We start from the raw sequence: 20878 nt of genomic DNA, 5'->3' as shown, positions 1-20878 counted from the left end.
AACACTGCCATGCACAGCTTCGACTTCAGCCAACTGAGCCCACGGGAAAAGTACAAGATTCTGATCGGCAGCGTGGTGCCACGTCCGATTGCTCTGGTCACCACCATCGATGCCGAGGGCCGGGTCAACGCCGCGCCGTTCAGCTTCTTCAATGCGCTGTCGGCGGACCCGCCCATTCTCGCGCTCGGCGTCGAGAACTACGGCGACCAGAGCCCCAAGGACACCACGCGCAATATCCAGATGAACCAGGAATTCACCGTCAACATCGTCAGCGATGCATTGGTGGAAGCCATGAACGTCTGCGCCGTGCCATTCGCGCCGGGCTTCGATGAGTTGACCGCAGCGGGCCTGACAGCGATTCCCGGAACCTCGGTCAAATGCCCGCGAATCGGCGAAGCACCGGTGGCACTGGAGTGTCGGCGGATGATGGCGCTGAACATCGGCCAATCGCGGGAGATCATTTTTGGCGAGGTGTTGATGGCGCATGTGCGCGACGAGTTGATCGACCCGAAAACCCTGTACATCGATCAATTGGGGCTGGATGCGATCGGGCGCATGGGCGGTCATGGTTACGCGCGGACCCGGGATTACTTCGATCTGCCGACCCGCTCGTTGCAAGCGTGGACGGAAGCGCCGGGGGGTGGCGAGCGGTTCTGGCCGGCAGCCAAATAAATCATCGGATGAACACATTGCCCCTGTGGGAGCGGGCTTGCTCGCGAAGGCGGTCTGTCATTCAACATGGATGCTGACTGAACCACCGCTTTCGCGAGCAAGCCCGCTCCCACAGGGATTTACATCGTTTGCTTAATCAGAGCCGTACTTCGGCGACCGTGGCCCGTACAGCAGGCCCGCCGGGTGCCCGGCCGACAGCAGTCGATTGCTGGCCACGCCGGCAATCGGGTAGCCGGCATCGGTGGAGCTGTTAATGATCTGCTTCACCGCCGCAGTGATCAGCATGCCGATCAGGCCGCCGGCGTTGCTGTTGTTGCCCTCCTCGCTCGACGCCCGTGCCGCTCCGGTCCACAGGGTGACGCCGGTTTTCAGGTCGACCAGTTTGGCGCTCGCGGTGACGGCAGTTTCGCTGCTGATCACCATGTAGCGCGTGCCGTACTCGCTGACGGTGATGTACAGCGCCGCGTCGGCACCGAAGATTTCCTGCAGCTTGTTGGCCGGCGCCGCATGGATGTCATCCGGCGTGGTCAGGCCGTTCTGGCGGAATGTCTCGTCGACCAGGGTGATCGGCAGCACGTAGTAACCGGCTTCGGCCAACGGGAACGTCACTTGCGACAGCAGGCTGTAGGACGCCTTGACGTCCGGCGAGGTGTTCAGCGGTGGCAGCACCAGAATGGATTTCGGCCGCGCTTGCTTGTACGCCGAGTAGTCCACGGTCTTCGGTGCGACACAGCCGCCGAGAACGGTCAGCGCCAGGCCTGCGGCCAGCAGCTTCAAGGCACGCGAGATCATTGGGCGTCTCCGGTCTTGGCGTTTTTAAGCAGAAAATCCATGTACGTGCCGGACTCGGGGAACAGGGTCTTCTCGGTGCGCAGCTGCTGCACCATCTGATCGTCCTTGCCCATGCTCAGGTACAGCAGACCGAGATGAGCGTGGTAACCCGGCGGTACCGGCTTGCCGCTGGCACGGATCTTTTGCAGATCGGCTTCCAGCGCTTCGGCCTGGGCTTCTTTCGGCGTTTCGCTTTTGAAGTATTCGTAGACTTGTGGCTGGTAGCCTTCCCACTGGTACAGGGTTTGCGGGCTGCTGCAGCCGGCCAGCAAGGCGCTGGCAGTCAGTGTCAAGGCCATCAGCGACCGGGACAGGGACAGATTCATGGTGTGTTGCTCCTTGCGATGGGCGTCTATCAGTTGCCCGGTTTCCAGGCACCGGCGTTCATGCCGTCAACCAGACGATTGATCGCCTCGCGCATGGCCAGATCGAGGACTTTGCCGTTGAGGGTGGAGTCGTAGGCAGCGGTGCCGCCGAAGCCGATGATTTCGCGGTTGGACAAGGCGTACTCGCCGGCGCCCTGGGTCGAATACACCACTTCGGAGGTGCTGATGTTGACGATGTTCAGGTTGACCTTGGCGTAGGCGACCTGGGTCTTGCCGCGGCCGAGAATGCCGAACAGTTGATGATCGCCGGTCTCTTTGCGGCCGAACTCGGTGACGTCACCGGTGACCACGTAGTCGGCGCCTTTCAGACGCTGGGCCTGGCCCTTGATCGCCGCTTCCTGCTGGATTTCGCCCATGTTGTCGCGATCGAGCACCGAGAAACGGTTGGTCTGCTGCAGGTGAGTGATCAGGATGGTCTTGGCCTGGCCGCCGAGACGGTCGACGCCGTCGGAGAAGATCCCGCGCATGTAGCTCGAACGGTTGTCGAACTTGCCCACGGCCATCGGGATACGCACACCGGACCAGGCCTGGGAGGCGCTTTCGACCTTGGCCACTGGCAGTGCGCGGGAGCTTTCGGTGGCGCAACCGGAAAGCGAGCCGGCCAGGGTGCCGAGGACGGCAATTGCAACGCCCGAGACCAACATCCGGGAGATCATTCTCACTGTGCATTCCTTCTAAAATTCGATGTGTCCCCGCACGTTGATCTCGTGGGGGATCGGGAAAGGGGCGGCATTATGCCAAAGTGCCATCAGTGAGGACAGGTTTTTTTGACGTCAGCAAATTGGCTTGCAAATCAGCCAGTTGCCGTCAGCTACCGATCGTTCCCACGCTCTGCGTGGGAATGCCGCCATGGACGCTCCGCGTCCACTGTGACGCAGAGCGTCACGGTATGCATTCCCACGCGGACGGTTCGACGCCTCGACGTGGGAACGATCACATTCTTGTGGGTGTCAGTGGAAATCGCGGCTTTGCACCCGAATTCCGTTGAGCAGCGGGCTGAGGTCACTCAAGCGTCCGGCGATCAGATGCCGCACCTCGCCTTCCCGCTCCCAGCGGCCATCGACCTTGAGCAGTTGCGAGCCGACCAGCACCTGACGCTGACGCTCGGCCAGATCGCGCCAGACCACCACGTTGACGTTGCCGAATTCGTCTTCCAGGGTCACGAAGGTCACGCCACTGGCAGTGCCCGGCCGCTGACGCCCGGTCACCAGCCCCGCCACGCTGACCGGCCGGCCATGCTCGACCTCCAGCAACTCCCGGGAACTGCGACAGCGCCGCGCCCGCAACTCGTCACGCAACAGCGTCAGCGGGTGCGGCCCCAGCGTGGTGCCGAGGGTGGCGTAATCGGTGAACAGGTCTTCGCTGACACTCGGTGTCGGCAGCAGCACATCCGGCTCTTCCTGACTCGGCAACCCGGCAAACAACCCGAGCTGTTTCTGCACCCCGGCCACTTCCCAGCGTGCCCGATGGCGGTGCCCGGCCAGGCCGCGAAGCGCGCCGGCATCCGCCAGCAGCGCCTGGGCGCGACTGTCGAGCCCGGCGCGTTCGCCCAGATCGGCGACATCGGCAAACGCGCCCCTCGCCCGAGCGCTTTCAATGCTCCGCGCATCCTCCTCGCGAAAGCCCTTGATCATCCGCAGGCCCATGCGGATGGCCGGCTGCTCGCCGGCAATCGGCTCCAGGCTGCAATCCCAGTCACTGGCGCGCACGTCCACCGGACGGATCTGCAAATGATGCCGGCGCGCATCCTGAAGAATCTGATCCGGGCTGTAGAAACCCATCGGCCAGCTGTTGATCAGCGCACAGGCGAACGCCGCCGGTTCGTGGCACTTGAGCCAGCAACTGGCATAGGTCAGCAAGGCAAAACTGGCGGCGTGGGATTCAGGGAAACCGTAGCTGCCGAAGCCCTTGATCTGTTCGAAGATCTGCGCGGCGAATTCCGGGCTGTAGCCGTTTTTCTTCATGCCGGCGGCCAGCCGTTCCTTGTGCGGCTCCAGCCCGCCGTGGCGTTTCCACGCGGCCATGGAACGGCGCAACTGGTCGGCCTCGCCAGGGCTGTAGTCGGCGGCGACGATGGCGATCTGCATCACCTGTTCCTGAAACAGCGGCACGCCGAGGGTGCGCTTGAGCACCACTTCCAGCTCCGGTGACGGATAGGTTTCCTCTTCTTCCTTGTTCCGGCGGCGCAGGTACGGATGAACCATCCCGCCCTGGATCGGCCCCGGCCGGACGATGGCCACCTCGATCACCAGGTCGTAGAAGGTTTGCGGGCGCAGGCGCGGCAGCATCGACATCTGCGCCCGGGACTCGATCTGGAACACGCCGATGGTGTCGGCGCGGCTGATCATGTCGTAGGTCGGGCGATCCTCAGACGGGATGGACGCAAGGCTCAGGTCCTGATGGCGATGACGGCGCAGCAGGTCGAAACAGCGGCGGATTGCGCTGAGCATGCCGAGGGCGAGGATATCCACCTTGAGCAGGCCGACCGCATCGAGATCGTCCTTGTCCCACTGGATAATCGTGCGGTCGGCCATGGCGGCGTTTTCCACCGGCACCAGCGTGTCCAGCGGTTGCTCGGAAATCACGAAACCACCAGGGTGCTGCGACAGGTGCCGGGGGAAGCCGATCAGTTGCCCGGTCAGGCTCAGTACCCGGTGCAGCAGCGGGCTTTCGGGGTCGAAACCGCCTTCACGCAGGCGCTCCACGGGCGGCGTTTGATCGCTCCAGTGGCCGCAGCAGTCGGCCAGCGCATTGATCTGATCCGGCGGCAGCCCCAGCGCCTTGGCCACATCGCGGATCGCGCCGGAAGCGTGGTAGGTGCTGACCACCGCCGTCAGCGCCGCACGACGGCGACCATAACGACGAAACACGTATTGCAGGACTTCTTCGCGGCGTTCGTGCTCGAAATCCACGTCGATGTCCGGCGGCTCGTTGCGCTCCCTCGACATGAAACGCTCGAACAGCAGCGTCGTGCGGTCCGGGTCGATCTCGGTGATGCCCAAGGCGAAACACACCGCCGAGTTGGCTGCCGAACCCCGGCCCTGACAGAGGATCTTCTGCTCCCGGGCGAAGCGCACCACGTCGTGCACGGTGAGGAAGTAGCTTTCGTAGCCGAGTTCGGCGATCAGCTCCAGCTCATCGTCGATCTGCTTGAGCACCTTGGGTTGTGCGCCTTGCGGCCAGCGCCAGGCGATGCCCTCTTCGGTCAGGTGGCGTAGCCAGGAACTGGCGCTGTGTTCCTCGGGCACCAGCTCTTTGGGGTATTGATAGCGCAACTCGCTCAGATCGAAGGTGCAGCGGCGAGCCAGTTTCACCGATTCGTCCAGCAAGGTTTGCGGATACAACTCGCTCAACACATCGAGGCTGCGCAAATGCCGCTCGCCGTTGGGGTGCAGGCGCAACCCGGCTTCGGCCACCGGAACGTGATGGCGGATCGCAGTCATGGTGTCCTGCAAGGCCCGCCGACCACGGGCGTGCATGTGCACATCACCGCTGGCCACGGCTGGAACTTGCAGCTCGTCCGCCAGACTCAGCAGTGCAACCAGCCGTTGCTGATCGTTCTGCCCGCGATGCAACTGCACCGCCAGCCACAGTCTTTCGCCGAAGGTCTGTTTCAGCCAGCGGCCCTCTTCCACCTCATCGACCGCATCCGGCACCCACAGCACCAGCAATCCCGGCAACGGCTCGCTGAAATCCTCGCGCAGTATTTGATACTGGCCTTTCTGCGTGCGCCGTCGAGCCTGGGTGATCAAGCCGCACAACGCCTGATATCCCTCGATGTTCTCCACCAGCAAAACCAGTTTCGGGCCGTGCTCGATGCGGATTTCGCTGCCGATGATCAGCGGCAACTCAACGGACTTGGCCGCCTGCCAGGCACGGACGATCCCGGCCAGGGTGCATTCATCGGTGATCGCCAACGCCTGATAGCCGTGTTTTTTCGCGCGCTGGAACAGCTCAAGCGCACTGGAGGCACCGCGCTGAAAACTGAAATTCGACAGGCAGTGCAGTTCGGCATAACCCTGGTTCACGCGAACCAGCCCTGCAGCCACAACGGACCGCCCTCACCCACTGCCCGGTACGCCCAGCCTTGCTGGCCGGCGCGGTTCTGGATCAGGTAATAGTCGCGGCGCACGTCGTCACCGTCCCACCAGCCGGACTCGATGCGTTCCGGCCCCATGAGGATGCGCGCCGAACCTTCCGGCACGGACTGCGGCTCGCCCAGCAACCAGCCCGGACGCTGCACGCCCGGCAATGCGGGGCAACGTTGTTTGTCATCGGCGTTCTGCCACGCGCACTCCGGGCGATGATCGGCCTGAAAACGCAGGCCCTGTACCGCTTCATCCCCCAGCCGTGCGCGCAGGCGTTCGCGCAGTTGTTCCCAGGGCAAGGTCTGCTGCGGGCGGTCGTCGAACAGTTCCTGAAACTGCGGCACGAAACTCGGCAGATCCTCGGCGCGCAGACGAAAACCGCGCACCGGGGCTTCGACCTGCACCTGCTCCAGTCGGCCACGGGCCAGTTCAAAGAGCATCGCCGGATCGCGCTCGGCGCTGAGCAGGCCGACTTTGATCAATGTGTCCGGCAGCCCCGCATGTTCCAGGTGCAGATCGAAGCGCTGCACGCCGCTGTCACGCCCGCACAAAAACGCCGCCAGATCGGACGTCAGGCGGCGCAAGGGGAACAGCAGCGCCTGATGGGACTGCACGTCGAAATTGAGTTCGATGCGCACGTCGAAACGGTCCGGCGGCAGGTAGAACGCCAGCGCCAGCGGCCGTGCGCCGAACAGCGTGTCCAGATGCTTGAGCATCGGTGCCTCGAAACGCCGGGCCAGGGCCTGACGCGGCAGGTTCTGCACCTGATGAAGGTTGCGCAGGCCCATGCGCGACAGCGCCGTGGCCACGCTCGGCTCAAGCCCGATGCGGTCGACCGGCAATTGCCCGAGGTGATGGCGCAGGGCTTCACCGTCGGGCACCACCAATCCGTCATAGGCGTTGGCCAACACCCGCGCCGCCACCGGATTGGGCGCGGCGACGATGCGGTGACGAAAGCCCAGCTCGGTCAACTCGGTACGCAACCGCGCCTCGAACTGCGCCCAGGAACCGAACAGCCCGAGGCTCGATTCGATCTCGAACACCACGGTGCGCGGGTAATGCACGCTGACCTGTGCGCTGAAACGATAGGCCCAGGCGGCGAGAAACTGCTGCCAGTGCTCGACCTCGGCCGCGTCGTAATCGACGGTGGCAAACCCTTTGCTCATGGCCTGCGCGGCCGTCATCGACTGCCCCGGACGCAAGCCCAGTGCCCGCGCCGCCGGGTTGACCGCTTGCAGCACCCGGCGCTGGGCCGGGCCGCTGAGCAGCGCCAACGGTTGCTCGGGGTCGGGGCGCTGACGCAGCACAGCGTCGAGGGCCAATTGCGGGAACAGAATGCAAACCCAGCGCATGGTGACCTCAATGCCCCACGGTGAAGGCAATCGGTGCGCTGCGCGCCAGACCACCCCGGCACTTGAGCACGCGCAATTGCGCCGGGCGGGCATCGATGGCAATCCGCAGCGCGGCCGGCGACGGGTTGACCGCTTCGCTCAAAGGTCGCCACGCGAACGCCAGGGTCTGGCCGGTTTCCGCCGCCACCTGCAAACGGCGCAAGGCGCGGTCATCGGCCTTGTGCGGCCAGCACAGCACCGCGCCGCAACTGCCCGAACGCAGGCATTGTTCCGCTGCCCACAACGCATCGCGCTCGCTGGCCTGGATCACCGACAACTGGCGCAGATCGACCCCGGCATTGGCCCACGCCTGCGGGTATGGCACGAACGGCGGCGCCACCAGCACGATGCGCTCGCCCGCCGCCGACAGCCGCGCCAACGTCGGCCACACCAGTTGCAATTCGCCAACACCGGGCCCGGCCAGGAGGATTTCGCTCAGCGCCGCTTCCGGCCAGCCGCCACTGGGCAACGCTGCGTCCAGCGCCGCGTGCCCGGTGGGTTGCGGGCTGGCGGCGGGTGGCGCAGGCCGGCCCTTCCAGACCTGGCCGCCATTGAACAGCGTATCCAGCGCAACGACGGCACCCATCAGCCTTGCCTCACCAGACCGCAGAACACCCCTTCGATGGCCAGGTCCTGATCGGCCCGCACCACAATCGGCTGATACGCCGGGTTGCGCGGCAACAGGCGAACCTCATCGCCGATCCGCTCGAAGCGTTTGATGGTGACCTCGCCGTCGAGTCGCGCCACCACGATCTGGCCGTTGAGCGCTTCGGGGTTGCGCCGCACGCCGACCAGATCGCCGTCGAGAATCCCGTCCTCGATCATCGAATCGCCCTGCACTCGCAACATGTAGTCGGGCGTGCGGGAGAACAGCGCCGGATCGAGCATCAGCCGATTGTGCAGGTCGGCATCGGCGCCGATGGGCGCACCGGCAGCCACCCGCCCGAGCACCGGGACTTCGAGCAGTTCCGGCCGCGCCGGCTGCCCGAGCAGGCGAATGCCCCGGGCCTGATGCGGATTGACCTCGATGAACCCGGCTTCGGTGAGCGCCAGCACATGCTTGCGCGCCACGCTGCGGGAGGCAAAACCAAAAGCCTCGCTGATTTCAGCGAGGCTTGGGGGCTGACCGTGTTCGGCGATGCGTTCGCGGATAAAGGTCAGGATGGCGGTACGGCGGGGAGTCAGAGTCGTCATGGAGTACATTTGTACTCCTGTGGAATTTTCCTGACAAGCACCGCCAGTCAGCTCGAATCCCGCTCCGCCAGAACCCCTCACGGATGATCGTTCCCACGCTCCTGCGTGGGAATGCCTCTAGGGACGCTCCGCGTCCAGTGACGCGGAGCGTCACGGGCTGCATTCCCACGCGGACGGTTCGACGCCTCGACGTGGGAACGATCAGAAGCACGGAGTCAGCTCAAACCGCGCTCCGCCAGAAACTCCGCGATGTAGTCGATAAACGCCACAACCTTGGCCGTCGCCCGTCGATGACTCGGGTACACCGCCAGAATATGTGGCCCGAAGCTGTCCGGGTCGATCTCGTAATCAGCCATGACCCGCACCAGTCGCCCATCCGCGATGTATGGCGCGGCGCTCCAAAGCGGCGTGTGCAGCAAGCCGCGTCCGGCCAGAGCGCTGGCCAGCAGCAAATCGTAATTGTCGCTGCGCAACAGCGGCGCCGCCGGTTGCGCCAGGCTCAGGCGCTGGCCGTCGCGTTCGGCCCACCAGAATTCGCGGCTAAGCAACGGATGCCGGTACAGCAGCCATTCATGTTGATCGAGGGTTTGCGGTGTGACCGGCACCCCCTTGCGCGCCAGGTATTCGGGGCTGCCGCACAGCGCCAGGCGATTGCTGCCGACCACCCGCGCAATCAGCCCCGGCAAATCATCGTGCCCCTCGCGCAACGCCAGGTCGTAACCGCTTTCCAGCAGATTGACGAACTCGTCGCACAAATCCACTTGCAGGCTGATCTGCGGGTATTGCTGCAAAAAGCCGTCACACACCTGATCGAGAAATGCCCGCCCGTAAGCCAGCGGTGCGGTGATTTTCAGGCTGCCGCGCAGACCGTGCTGCAACTGCTCGATTTCTTCGCTGGCCTCGTCCAGCCGTTGCAGCACTTGCCGTGCGGTTTCCAGGTACAGACGACCGATTTCAGTCAGCAGAATCCGCCGCGTGCTGCGCTCGAACAGCCGCGCGCCGAGTTCGGATTCCAGATGATTGACCGCTTTGGTCAGGGCCGACGGGGTCTTGCCCAGTTGCTCGGCGGCGCGGCTGAAACTGCCGAGCTGCGCGGTGACCACGAACATTTTCAGTGCACCGAGCTTGTCCATGCTTTTTCCATTCAGGCAAAAACGTTTTTCGTGAGGGAGGCGTTCTGTCGGGTGTTGGCAGCCACTAATCTGGCCATCAGACGCAATAACAAGGAAATGTTCAATGAAAAGATTCATCCCGCATTTCACAAAAAATCTGCTGATCGCCGCTATGAGTTTTGCCTCGATGGAAGCCATGGCCGCCACCGATCTGGTGCTGCTCAATGGCAAGATTTTCACCGCAGACCGCACGCAACCGAAGGTTCAGGCGCTGGCCGTGGAGAACGGCAAGGTGCTGAAAGTCGGCACGGATGCGCAGATCAAGGCCTTGATCGAACCCGGCACCCAGGTCATCGACCTGAAAGGCCAGGCGCTGATGCCCGGCCTGATCGACAGCCATTCCCATGCGATTTTCGGCGGACTGGAAATGGTCTCGGCCAACATGGAAGACGATGTGGTCAGTCTGGATGAACTGGAAAAACGCCTGCGCGGCTGGCGTGACGACGGCAAGGCCCGGCATGGCGATGTGTTGAGCGTGGCCGGCATGAGTTCGGCGTATTGGGCCAAGGCTGAAGCGCTGGGCAAAATCTTCAATAACGGCGAATGGGCCGACGTGCCGGTGGTGTTCACCGGCAGCGACCACCACACCGCTTGGGCCAACAATGTGATGCTCAAGCGTGCGGGCATCGACGCCGCGCTGCTGAAAACCCTGCCGGACGCGGAAAAAGACACCATCGGCAAACTGCCCAACGGTGAGCCGAACGGCTTTGTGGTCGACGCCGGCTGGGATCGGGTCGCCTCGAAAATGCCGGTGCCGAGCCCGGCCGACATGCTCAAGGCTGCGCAATCGGCGGTGCGCTTCAACAACAGCCTCGGCATCACAGCGTGGATGGACCCCGCCGCCAACGCCGCACCGGGCGAGCCGGTGTTCGCCCTCAAGCCCACCGAGAAAACCGTCGGCGTGCTGCCGGCCTATAAAGCCCTGTCGGAAAGCGGCGGCATGACCGCCCACGTTGCCGCGCTGCTGGTGGCCAACCCGAAAAGCGTCCCGACCGATCTCGACACCCTCGACAAAGTGCGCCGGCAATTTCAGGGCATCCCCAACCTGACGCTGCCGGGGATCAAGATCTTCGCCGACGGCGTAATCGAATACCCGGCCCAGAGCGCGGCGATGATCGATCCCTACAGCAACTCGCACAAACAGGGCGAGTTGCTGATCGATCCACAGCATTTCGGCGAACTGGTCAGCGCCATCGACCAGCGCGGCTGGCTGGTGCACATCCACGCCATCGGCGACCGTGCGGTGCGCGAATCTCTCAACGGTATCGCCCAGGCGCGCAAGGACCGGCAGAGCGGCGTAACGCACTCGATCACGCACCTGCAGATGGTCAACCCGAAGGAGTTCGCCCGCTTCAAACCGCTGAACGTGATTGCCTCGATGCAACTGCTGTGGGCCAGCGCCGACGACTACACCACCGACATGATCAAGCCTTACGTCAGCGCCCTCGCCTTTCGCTATCAATACCCGGCGCATTCGCTGCTCGAGCAGGGCGCGACGATTGCCGGCGCGAGCGACTGGCCGGTGTCCTCGCCGAACCCGTGGAACGCCATGGCCCAGGCCATCACCCGCACCGGGCCGCTGGGCGTGCTCAACGCCGACGAACGCCTGGACCGCGAAACCATGTTCTACGCCTACACCGCCAACGCCGCGCGGACCATCGGCCTGGAACAACAGATCGGCTCGCTGAGCCCCGGCAAACAGGCCGATTTCATCGTGCTCGATCGCGACGTGTTCAGCGTCGACGACAAGGCCCTGCATGACACCCAGGTCCTGCAAACCTGGTTCGCCGGCCGTCAGGTCTACGCCCCTACCCTCTAGCAACACAGCTTCCTTGTGGGAGCCAGCCTGCTGGCGATTGCGGTCTGACATTCAACTCATATGTCGCCTGACTTACCGCAATCGCTAGCAGGCTAGCTCCCACAGGCTTCCGCGCGCCCCATAACAACCACAACAACGGGACTTCACATGAAAGCCTTGCCCCTGCTCGCCCTCACTTCCTTGAGCCTGCTGCCTTTGAGCAGCCACGCGATTCCCCTGAACGATGATTTCGCAGTGCTGGTCGACCTGACCCTGGCCAGCGATTACCGCACCCGTGGCATCTCCCAGACCCAGAACGACCCGGCCGTACAGGCCGGCCTGACCCTGGCCCACAGCAGCGGCCTGTACCTCGGCGCGTGGAGCTCGAACGTCGATTTCGGTGGCGGCCTGAAAACCCGTCAGGAAGTCGATTACTACGCCGGCTGGTTGTGGCAGGCCACCGAGGCTGTGAGCCTGGATCTGGGCTACATCAAATACGCGTATCCCAAGGAGAGCCAGTTCAACCAGAGCGAGGTGTACTCGATTCTCAGCGCTTACGGCGTGAAACTCGCGGCCTACTACTCCAGTGACGCGCCGGGTATCGACAGCAAACAGAGTTCGCTCTACAGCTACATCGGCTATGAAACCGAATTGCCGTTGGATTCCGGGCTGAAGCTGCGCTACGGCAACATGGACTTCAAGGACCCGCATATGTATTCGGCGTCCGGTCACAGCGAAGAGTCCTACCGGGAGTGGGAAGTCAAACTGACCCACAACCTGGCCGGCATGGTGCTGGGCCTGAGCTACATCGACACCGACCTCTCGCAGAGCCAGTGCCTGAGCAGTTGGGGCTTCAAGGACGTGTGCACGGCGACGGTCGTCGCCAGCGTCAGCAAGTCCTTCTGACCCGCCGCAAAGCTCCCGTGGGAGCCGGCCTGCTGGCGCCCACATTTTTTGCACTTACCGTGATTTTGTTACCGGATGTTTACGGAATTTTTACCAATGCTCTTCTACAGTTACGCGCGTAACCGCATGGGTTTTCGACTGACGTAGAGGAAAGTATCGAAATGGCTTTGGGCAAAGGACTGCGTTTAACGTCCATCACTCCGACCCGCCTGGTGCTGCTGTTTTCCCTGGCACTGGTGGCGCTGTACAACCTGGCGACCTGGAAGGCGCTGGGAACGCTGATCACCCTGCAAGGCGCGCACAAACTGGCGTTTTTCGCCTCCTTCGGGCTGTTTCTCTGGGCGGCGATCACGCTGCTGCTGACGCTGATTTCGTTTCGCTGGACGCTGAAACCGGCGCTGACGCTGGTGGCCCTGCTCTCGGCCTGCGCGGCGTATTTCATGAACGAATACGGAATCACCATCGACACGGTGATGATCCAGAACGTGTTCGAAACCAATCCCGGGGAAGCCACGGCGCTGTTCAGCGGCAAACTGCTGGCTTACGTGCTGTTGCTCGGCGTGTTGCCGGCCGTGCTGATCTGGCGCTGGCCGGTGGTTTATCGGCCGTTCTTTCGGGGTTTGCTGAACAAGGTTCTGGTGATCGCGGCTTGCGTGCTGGTGATCGGCGCTTCGGTGGGCGCGTTCTATTCGACCTACGCGCCGATCTTTCGCGAGGAAGACAAGCTCACCCACTTCATCAACCCGACCAACTACATCTACGCGATCAGCAAATACACCAAGCAGCGGCTGGGGATCAAAAAGCATTTCGTGGTGCAGGCCATCGGCGAAGACGCAGTGATGAGCGCCAAGGCAGCCGCTCGCGAGAAGAAATCGCTGATGGTGTTCGTGGTCGGCGAAACCGCCCGGGCCGACCACTTCTCGCTCAACGGTTATGAGCGCGAGACCAATCCCGAGCTGAGCAAACTCGACATCCTCAATTTCACCAAGGTGCATTCCTGCGGCACTTCGACGGCGGTGTCGGTGCCGTGCATGTTCTCGATGTTCCCGCGCGAGGACTACAGCGACAAGAAAGGCAAAACCTACGAAGGCCTGCTGGACATCCTGCAACGGGCCGGCGTGCAGGTGCTGTGGCTGGACAACAACAGCGACTGCAAGGGCACCTGCCTGCGCGTACCGAACCGCGACATTGCGAAGAACCAGCCGGGGCCGTTCTGCGACGGCAACAACTGCCTCGACGAGGCGTTGCTGTCCGACCTGCAAGGCTACATCGACAGCCTCAAGGGCAACGCGATCATCGTTCTGCACGCCGACGGCAGCCACGGCCCGGAATACTACGAGCGCTATCCGAAAGACATGGAGCGCTTCAAACCGATCTGCCACACCAACCAGCTGGGCAGTTGCAGCCGTGACGAACTGGTCAACGTCTACGACAACACGATCCTCTACACCGACCATTTCCTGGCCAAGGTGATCGAGTTGCTCAAACGCAATCAGGACCACCTCGATACGTCGATGCTGTACGTCTCCGACCATGGCGAATCGCTGGGCGAGAACGGCCTCTACCTGCACGCCGCGCCCTATGCGCTGGCGCCGGAAGCCCAGACCCATGTGCCGATGGTGATGTGGTTCGGCAACAACACCCTGGCGCAACTCGGCATCGACCGTGGCTGCCTGCAAGGTAAAAGCAGCCAGCCGGATCTGAGCCATGACAACCTGTTCCATTCGGTGCTCGGGTTGTTCGAGGTCAGGACGTCGCTGTATCAGCCGGGGCTGGATATTTTCCATGGCTGCCGGCCGGCGATGACGGCGGGCCAGTGATCCCCTCCAGCTGCGCCAGATAGGCCCACGGGAAAATCCCCCGCTGGTGACCATCGCTGAACACCAGTTGCAGGCCGTAGCCCTGAGCGTTCAATTCGATGACCCGCACACGCGGGTCAACCATTGGCGGCGAGCCCCGCAGGCGAAACGCCCGGCATTGCGAGCACGGGCATTGGCGGCGCAGTTCGGCATGGTCAAGCAGTTGCTCGCGGCCATCCGGCCAGCTCAGCCGCAACCGGTGCTCACTTTGGGAATTGCCGACCGACAGCGGATTCATTGCAGCTGACTCAAGGCAATCCTAACGGCCTTGCGCACTTCAGGGTCGCCATCGTCTTGCGCGGCCTGCAATGCAGCCACGGCCCCGCGATCATTCAGTTCGCCGAGGGCCAGCGCAGCTTCCTTGCGCAGGTTGCTGATGCGATGGCCGAGGGTGTCGATCAAGGCGTCGAGGGCAGCGACGTACTTGAGGCGCCCGAGACTGCGGGTCGCGCGCAGGCGCACTTGCCAGTAGTCGTCGGCCAAGGCTTCGATCAGCGCCGGCCCGGCGTCGGTATGGCCGACCTTGCCGAGGGTGGTCGCGGCTTCTTCGCGCACTTGCCAGGCCTGGTCCTGCAGGGCCTGACGCAATGCGGGCAGCACCTCGGCATCACTTGCCAGGCCCAAGGCGCCGGTGGCGGCGCGACGTACTTCAGTGTCCGGATCATCACTCGCCAATCGGGCCAAGGCTGGCAGTGCATCGAGTTGCTTGAGCCAGCCAAGCACGCCAACGGCTTCACGGCGCACACTCGCATCTGCATCGCTCAACGCTTGAATCGCGGCCGGCGCAGCACCGGGGAAACGCAACTCGCGCAAGGCCCGGAACGCGGCAATCCGCACGCCGGTTTCAGCATGGCTGGTCCACGGCAGAATCACCCTGCCCGCGGCTTCGGTCTTGAGCAGGCTCAGGCTCTGCGCCGCAGCGGCTTGCACTGCCGGCGATGGATCCGTCAGCGCCTGGCACAGCGCTTCAACCACCGGCTCGTCTTCCCAGGCTTCCAACAGACGCGCCGCTTCGGCACGCACTTCTTCGGCGGGGTCTTCAGCCAGGCGCTCGACCAGCCAGAGCAGACCGTCCGGCTCTTCGAGGTCGGCCAGATCGATCAGGGCAATCCGCCGCACACCGGCGTCATCGGCGGTCAGGCGCGGTTGCAGGGCGAGAATGTCGTCGTTATCGGTCACAGCAAAAAATGAGGTCATAGGGCAAATCGCGGCAAGGAGTTTTCAGGAGGCAAACCGAGCGGATTGAGGCGCGGCAGCGGTCGGTCGTTGTCGTGACGCAGCAGGTCGAGGCAGTGGCGCTTGAGGCGCGAGAACTCGTGGCTGGTCACCAGTTCGGTGGTGCGTGGCCGGGGGAAATCCAGGCGCAAGTCTTCGATAATTCGCCCCGGCCGTGCGCTCATCACCAGCAAGCGATCGGCGAGGAACAGCGCTTCATCGATGTCATGGGTGACGAACACCACGGTGGTGCGAATTCGCGTCCAGATATCCAGCAGCAGTTCCTGCATGTTCAGTCGGGTCAGCGCATCCAGTGCGCCGAAGGGTTCGTCCATCAGCAACAGCCGGGGGCGATTGACCAGCACCCGGGCGATCTCCACCCGTTGCTGCATGCCGCCGGAAAGTTGATCGGGCCAGCGTTCGGCGAAGCCTTCGAGGCCGACCAGTTTGAGGATGTCGTCGGCGGCGCGATGGCGCTCGGCCTTGCCGATGCCGCGCATTTTCAGGCCGAAGGCAACGTTGTCGCGCACGGTGCGCCACGGGAACAGCGTGTGATGCTGGAACACCATGCCGCGCTGCGGTGACGGGCCAGACACTTCGGCGCCATCGACTTTCAACTGCCCGCCATGGGGCTGCAGATGCCCGGCCAGCGCACCGAGCAAGGTTGATTTGCCGCAACCGGACGGGCCGAGAATGCACACGAACTGGCCCGGCTCGATCTGGCAATCCAGGCCCTGCACCGCTTCAAAGGCTTGCGGGCCTTCGCCAAGGACGATGGACAACTGTCGGATGTCGATCCGCCCTTCCGGAGTTTGCATCACGCTCATCAGGCTTTTCCTCGTGGTCGGTGCCAGGGCGTGAACAGCCCGCCCAGGCGTTTGATCAGCAGGCTGCTGCCCATGCCCAACACGCCGATCAGCAACATGCCGACCACGATGTCGGCGTAGTTCTGAATGGTGTAGGACTCCCAGGTGTAGTAACCGATACCGAACTGGCCGGAGATCATTTCGGCGGTCACCAGACAGAACCACGACGTGCCCATGCCGATGGCGAGGCCGGTGATGATGCTCGGTGCGGCGCCCGGCAGGATCACTTCCAGCAGGATCGCCCGACGCCCGGCCCCGAGGCTTTTGGCCGAGGCGATCAGGCGCGGGTCGACGCCTTCGACGCCGTGCACGGTGTTGAGCAGGATCGGGAACAGCGCGCCGGTGAAGGTGATGAAGACCATCGACAGTTCCGACGACGGGAACATCAGGATCGCCAGTGGAATCCAGGCCACGGCAGGGATCGGGCGCAACACTTCCAGTGGCGGCAGCAGCAAGTCTTCGGCCCACTTTGAACGGCCGATGGCCAGGCCCAGGGCGATGCCGATCACCAGTGCGGCGAGGTAGCCGGCGAAGACCCGGCCGAGGCTGGCGGTCAGGTGCTGGATGAGCTTGCCTGAGTCGCCGAGGCCGAGGGCGGCTTCGATCACGGCCAGCGGGGTTGGGACGTTGGCGAAGGTGACGAGGCCGAGGTTCCAGTGGTGGCTGGCGGCTAGTTGCCAGAAGAGCAGGCAGAGCAGCAGTGAGGCGGCTCGGGGGATCCAGCGTGAAAACATATATCACCTCTGATCGTTCCCACGCTCTGCGTGGGAATGCATCCCGTGACGCTCCGCGTCACAGTGGACGCAGAGCGTCCATGGCGGCATTCCCACGCAGAGCGTGGGAACGATCTACGTTTGAGTTAACGACTGGCAACGGCCTGGGTCGTGGCATCGGTGAAGTCGAACACCTTCCCGCCCTGCGCCGACGCGTATTGCTGCGCCTGCCCCTTGAGCAAAAACGCGCTAAGGCGCCCCTTCGCATCACTGGCAAACCACGCCTGCTCCGCCAGCAACTTGATCCCGCTGTCACTCGCCTGCGCATACACCGCCCGGATGTTCTTGCCTTCCGACTTCAGGCCGGCCAGCGCCGTGAACGCCTCTTCAGCCGAGGCATACCGCCGAACCTTGTCCTCACCGCGCACCCAGATTTCCGCGACATGACTGAAGTCCGAAATCGCTTTCCCGGTCGCCGCATCGACAGACCTCAACGGCGTCTGCGCGTAGTTGGCCAGTTGCGCCGTGTAATCCAGATTCGAAGCCTTGAACGCCGCACGGATGTACTGATCGTCGATAAAGGTATTCAGGTCGAGCCCGCGATCCGCCTTCTTCAGTAGCTTCAGCGTGTCGATCGCGGTGCCCACGGCCTGGCGATACTCCGGTTTCCAGCTCAGGTCACGGGTCTGCACACCGAGCGGGCCGTGGAACAGGTAATTGACCTCGGCATCGACGCCGGTGACCTTGGCGATCAGTTCGCTGTATTTCTCCGGTTCGGCGGCCAGCAGTTGATTGGCCTCGATGCTGGCGCGCAGGTAAGCAACGACGATTTCCGGGTACTTTTTCGCGTAAGCCTGATCGACCAGCGCACCGTGGAAGGTCGGCGCATTGGCCTGGGCGCCATCGTAGATCTTGCGGGCGAAGCCACGGCTCGGGAACAGTTCGGCGAACGGCACGAAGTCGGCGTGGGCGTCGATCTTGCCGGCCTGCAACGCCGAGCCTGCGACCTCTGGCGGCTGGGCGATGATGTTCACGTCCTTGAGCGGATCCCAACCCTGCTCCGCCACGGCGCGCAGCAACATGCCGTGGGCGGTGGAGGCGAACGGCACGGAAATGGTCTTGCCCTTGAGCTCACTCAGCGACTGCACGCCGGACGCGCTCGGCACAACGATGCCGTTGCCGCTGCCCTTGATGCTGCCCGACAGCACGCTGATGAACAGGCTGTGCTTGCCGGCGGTTTCAAATGCCACGCCGTTGAACGCACCGGGGAAATCGGCCATGGCGCCGAAGTCGAGTTTGCCGGCGACCATCTCGTTGGTCAGCGGTGCGCCGCTGGTGAAGTTCTTCCACTGCACGTCGTACTTGGCGTCCTTGTAGGCGCCGTCATGAGGCAGGTATTTGTCGAGCAGGCCCAGCTCGCGAATCAACAGGCCGCCGGCGGCGCAGTTGATGGTGGTGTCCTGGGTGCCGATGGCAATGCGGATGGTTTCGGCCGAGGCCGACAGGGTGAACGAAGCCAGTACCAGACCGGCGATTGCTGCACGCAACATGGTTGAATCCCCTCGAATCATTTATAGGATGTTCGTCTCCGCCGCGATCAGGGCGCGGTGGGAAACGAGGGGTGTTTGGTGAATCCAGCGTCCGGTTTTTCCGGATGGCTATCGGCTCGCTACAAATCCCCTGTGGGAGCGGGCTTGCTCGCGAAAGCGGTGTTTCAGTCAATAGTGATGCCAGCAATGCCGGCCTCTTCGGGAGCAAGCCCCCTCCCACAATGGATTGGGGGTCACCGCAGGAGATAAGGGATGTCCACTTTGACGGCACCGGTCGGGCAGTCCTTTTCGCACGGCATGCAGTACCAGCATTCATCGAAGGCCATGTAGGCCTTTTGCGTGGCCGGGTTGATCGCCAGCAGGTCCATCGGGCAGACGTCGACGCACACGGTGCAGCCCTTTTCGGCGATGCATTTGTCCTCGTCCACGGTGACGGGGGCATTGGAGCGGAAGAAGATTTCCTGGGCTTGGTAGGCCATGGTTCGGACTCTCTCTAGTGATGCATCAAGCGGCGAAAGCGCCGACCCGCAGACGGTCGTAGGCCTGCATTTCCTCGGCATCGAGCGGGATGATGTAAGGCTCGACGGCTTTCTTGAAACTGGCCATGCGCCCGTCCTCGCCCTTCTTCAGGTGGCAGTGGCAGAACCATTCGCGGTCGTCCCGTTGCGGGTGATCGACGCGGTAGTGGTACAGGCCCCAGCGGCTTTCAGCGCGGAACAGCGAGGCGCGCGCAGCCATTTCGGCGCAGTCGCGAATCACGCTGGTTTCCATGGCGCGCATCAGTTCGTGGGCGTTGTTGGCCTTCATCTCGTCGAGATCGCGTTCGATGTCGCTGAAACGTTGCAGGCCGATTTCCATTTTCTTGGTCACTTTCGGCGGTTGCAGGTAGTCGTTGACGAAGCGCCGCAGCTTGTACTCGACCTGCGCCGGCGGCAGGCCGTGTTCGCGATCCAGCGGTGCGTAGACCCGGGCCTTTTCCTTCTCGATCTGCTCGGCATCCAGCGCGGAGAACTCGCGTCCGGCAACAAACTCGGCAGCGTTATTACCCGCGAACCAGCCGTAGGTGAACGCGCCAAGCATGTAGTTGTGCGGCACGGCGGCCATGTCACCGGCCGAGTACAAACCCTTCACCGAGGTTTCGGCCCGCTCGTTGACCCAAACGCCGGACGCCGAGTGGCCGCTGCAAAAACCGATTTCCGAAATGTGCATCTCGACCATCTGCGTGCGGTAATCGGTGCCGCGATTGGCGTGGAACTGGCCGCGACTCGGGCGTTCGTTGCTGTGGAGGATTTCCTCGATGTTTTGGATGGTTTCCTCGGCCAGGTGATCGAGCTTGAGGAACACCGGGCCGTTGCCGCTGTCCAGTTCCTGGTGGAATTCCCACATCATCTGCCCGCTCCAGTAGTCGCACTCGATGAAGCGTTCGCCCTTGTTGTTGGCGGTGTAGCCACCGAGCGGGCCGGTGACGTAGGCGCAGGCCGGGCCGTTGTAATCCTTGATCAACGGGTTGATCTGGAAGCACTCGAGGTTCGCCAGCTCCGCACCGGCGTGATACGCCATCGCGTAACCGTCGCCGGCGTTGGTCGGGTTTTCGTAGGTGCCCATCAGGTAACCCGAGGACGGCAGACCGAGGCGCCCGGCCGCGCCGCAAGCGAGGATGACAGCCTTGGCCTTGATCACATGGAAGTCGGCGGTGCGGCAGTCGAACCCCATCACACCGTTGATGGCGCCCTCCTCGTCGGTCAGCAAACGGGTGCAGACCAGTCGGTTGGTGATGGTCACCCGCGCGCGCTTCAACTGGCGATAGAGGACTTTCTTGATGTCGTGCCCTTCCGGCATCGGCAGCACGTAGGCGCCCATGTGGTGGACCTTTTTCACCGCGTAATCGCCGGTTTCGTCCTTCTCGAACTTCACGCCCCAGCGGTCGAGCTGCTCGATGGTTTCAAAGCTGTGCGTCGCGTAGGCATAGACCGCCGCCTGATTGACGATGCCGTCGTTGGCGATGGTGATTTCCTTGGTGTACTGCTCGGGCGTCGAGTGGCCGGGAATGATCGCGTTGTTCAGGCCGTCCATGCCCATGCTGATCGCCCCGCTGCGCTTGACGTTGGCCTTGTCGACCAGCAGCACGCGCAGTTCCTTGTTCTTTTCCTTGGCCTTGATCGCGGCCATCGGGCCAGCGGTGCCGCCGCCGATCACGACGATGTCGTATTCCTGTTCGAGAGTATTGCGGGTCATGT

At 63.2% G+C, this 20878-nt stretch carries 18 protein-coding genes and 1 pseudogene; 4 read left to right on the top strand and 15 right to left on the bottom strand.

Going from position 1 to position 20878, the window contains the following annotated elements:
- Window positions 1-9: 9 nt before the first annotated feature.
- Window positions 10-672, top strand: coding sequence for a flavin reductase family protein (locus tag K5E37_RS19395; RefSeq protein WP_085603179.1), 663 nt, complete (start codon window positions 10-12; stop codon window positions 670-672).
- Between the two features lie 132 nt (window positions 673-804).
- Here K5E37_RS19395 and K5E37_RS19390 read toward each other — a convergent pair whose 3' ends face one another.
- From K5E37_RS19390 to K5E37_RS19355, 8 genes are all read right to left on the bottom strand, one after another.
- Window positions 805-1464: a DUF799 domain-containing protein gene (locus K5E37_RS19390; protein ID WP_085603177.1), complete on the bottom strand. Its 660-nt coding sequence runs from the start codon at window positions 1462-1464 to the stop codon at window positions 805-807.
- Window positions 1461-1829, bottom strand: a complete 369-nt coding sequence (locus K5E37_RS19385; protein WP_221534869.1) for a DUF4810 domain-containing protein — start codon at window positions 1827-1829, stop codon at window positions 1461-1463. Before K5E37_RS19385 ends, K5E37_RS19390 begins: the two co-directional genes overlap by 4 nt.
- 29 nt (window positions 1830-1858) lie before the next feature.
- Entirely contained in the window at window positions 1859-2545 is a 687-nt protein-coding gene (locus tag K5E37_RS19380; RefSeq protein ID WP_162130490.1) for a CsgG/HfaB family protein, read from the bottom strand.
- 294 nt (window positions 2546-2839) lie between these two features.
- Window positions 2840-5938, bottom strand: coding sequence for an error-prone DNA polymerase (locus K5E37_RS19375; protein ID WP_221534868.1), 3099 nt, complete (start codon window positions 5936-5938; stop codon window positions 2840-2842).
- On the bottom strand, window positions 5914-7329 hold the full coding sequence (locus tag K5E37_RS19370; protein ID WP_085603173.1) for a DNA polymerase Y family protein: 1416 nt from the start codon (window positions 7327-7329) through the stop codon (window positions 5914-5916). Before K5E37_RS19370 ends, K5E37_RS19375 begins: the two co-directional genes overlap by 25 nt.
- 7 nt (window positions 7330-7336) lie before the next feature.
- Window positions 7337-7954 carry a translesion DNA synthesis-associated protein ImuA gene (gene imuA / locus K5E37_RS19365; RefSeq protein ID WP_011334534.1) on the bottom strand — a complete coding sequence of 206 codons (618 nt, stop codon included), beginning with the start codon at window positions 7952-7954 and terminating at the stop codon, window positions 7337-7339.
- Complete coding sequence (gene lexA, locus K5E37_RS19360; RefSeq protein WP_039768874.1) at window positions 7954-8571, bottom strand: transcriptional repressor LexA; 618 nt, start codon at window positions 8569-8571, stop codon at window positions 7954-7956. Before lexA ends, imuA begins: the two co-directional genes overlap by 1 nt.
- A 206-nt stretch (window positions 8572-8777) precedes the next feature.
- Window positions 8778-9695, bottom strand: coding sequence for a LysR family transcriptional regulator (locus tag K5E37_RS19355; protein WP_207982940.1), 918 nt, complete (start codon window positions 9693-9695; stop codon window positions 8778-8780).
- Window positions 9696-9798: 103 nt separating this feature from the next.
- On the opposite strand from K5E37_RS19355, the gene K5E37_RS19350 reads away from it, so the two are divergent.
- The 3 genes from K5E37_RS19350 to K5E37_RS19340 all read left to right on the top strand — a co-directional run bounded on the left by K5E37_RS19350 (window position 9799) and on the right by K5E37_RS19340 (window position 14258).
- The gene (locus tag K5E37_RS19350) at window positions 9799-11553 is read left to right on the top strand and encodes an amidohydrolase (RefSeq protein WP_221534867.1); all 1755 of its coding nucleotides are present in this window, start codon (window positions 9799-9801) and stop codon (window positions 11551-11553) included.
- A gap of 147 nt (window positions 11554-11700) precedes the next feature.
- Window positions 11701-12438, top strand: a complete 738-nt coding sequence (locus K5E37_RS19345; RefSeq protein ID WP_221534866.1) for a TorF family putative porin — start codon at window positions 11701-11703, stop codon at window positions 12436-12438.
- 161 nt (window positions 12439-12599) lie between these two features.
- Window positions 12600-14258: a phosphoethanolamine transferase gene (locus K5E37_RS19340; RefSeq protein WP_221534865.1), complete on the top strand. Its 1659-nt coding sequence runs from the start codon at window positions 12600-12602 to the stop codon at window positions 14256-14258.
- Between the two features lie 7 nt (window positions 14259-14265).
- Here K5E37_RS19340 and K5E37_RS19335 read toward each other — a convergent pair.
- From K5E37_RS19335 to K5E37_RS19305, 7 genes and pseudogenes are all read right to left on the bottom strand, one after another.
- Window positions 14266-14535: pseudogene (locus tag K5E37_RS19335) on the bottom strand (DUF971 domain-containing protein); the annotation flags it as partial.
- On the bottom strand, window positions 14532-15494 hold the full coding sequence (locus tag K5E37_RS19330) for a HEAT repeat domain-containing protein (protein WP_221534863.1): 963 nt from the start codon (window positions 15492-15494) through the stop codon (window positions 14532-14534). The gene K5E37_RS19330 and the pseudogene K5E37_RS19335, both read right to left, overlap by 4 nt.
- Window positions 15491-16339, bottom strand: coding sequence for an ABC transporter ATP-binding protein (locus K5E37_RS19325; RefSeq protein WP_085603153.1), 849 nt, complete (start codon window positions 16337-16339; stop codon window positions 15491-15493). The genes K5E37_RS19330 and K5E37_RS19325 overlap by 4 nt, the downstream gene beginning before the upstream one ends.
- Window positions 16339-17112 carry an ABC transporter permease gene (locus K5E37_RS19320; RefSeq protein ID WP_085654177.1) on the bottom strand — a complete coding sequence of 258 codons (774 nt, stop codon included), beginning with the start codon at window positions 17110-17112 and terminating at the stop codon, window positions 16339-16341. Before K5E37_RS19320 ends, K5E37_RS19325 begins: the two co-directional genes overlap by 1 nt.
- Window positions 17113-17237: 125 nt before the next feature.
- Window positions 17238-18641 carry an ABC transporter substrate-binding protein gene (locus K5E37_RS19315; RefSeq protein WP_221534862.1) on the bottom strand — a complete coding sequence of 468 codons (1404 nt, stop codon included), beginning with the start codon at window positions 18639-18641 and terminating at the stop codon, window positions 17238-17240.
- A gap of 233 nt (window positions 18642-18874) precedes the next feature.
- On the bottom strand, window positions 18875-19120 hold the full coding sequence (locus K5E37_RS19310; protein ID WP_003225615.1) for a ferredoxin family protein: 246 nt from the start codon (window positions 19118-19120) through the stop codon (window positions 18875-18877).
- Window positions 19121-19145: 25 nt separating this feature from the next.
- Window positions 19146-20876 carry a fumarate reductase/succinate dehydrogenase flavoprotein subunit gene (locus K5E37_RS19305; protein WP_221534861.1) on the bottom strand — a complete coding sequence of 577 codons (1731 nt, stop codon included), beginning with the start codon at window positions 20874-20876 and terminating at the stop codon, window positions 19146-19148.
- Window positions 20877-20878 lie beyond the last annotated feature (2 nt).

The sequence above is a fragment of the Pseudomonas sp. RIT778 genome (genome assembly GCF_019718735.1).
Classification (GTDB): Bacteria; Pseudomonadota; Gammaproteobacteria; order Pseudomonadales; family Pseudomonadaceae; genus Aquipseudomonas; species Aquipseudomonas aphyarum.
The sequence above is the reverse complement of the archived record's forward strand: the minus strand, read 5'-3'. Positions and strand labels throughout refer to the sequence as shown.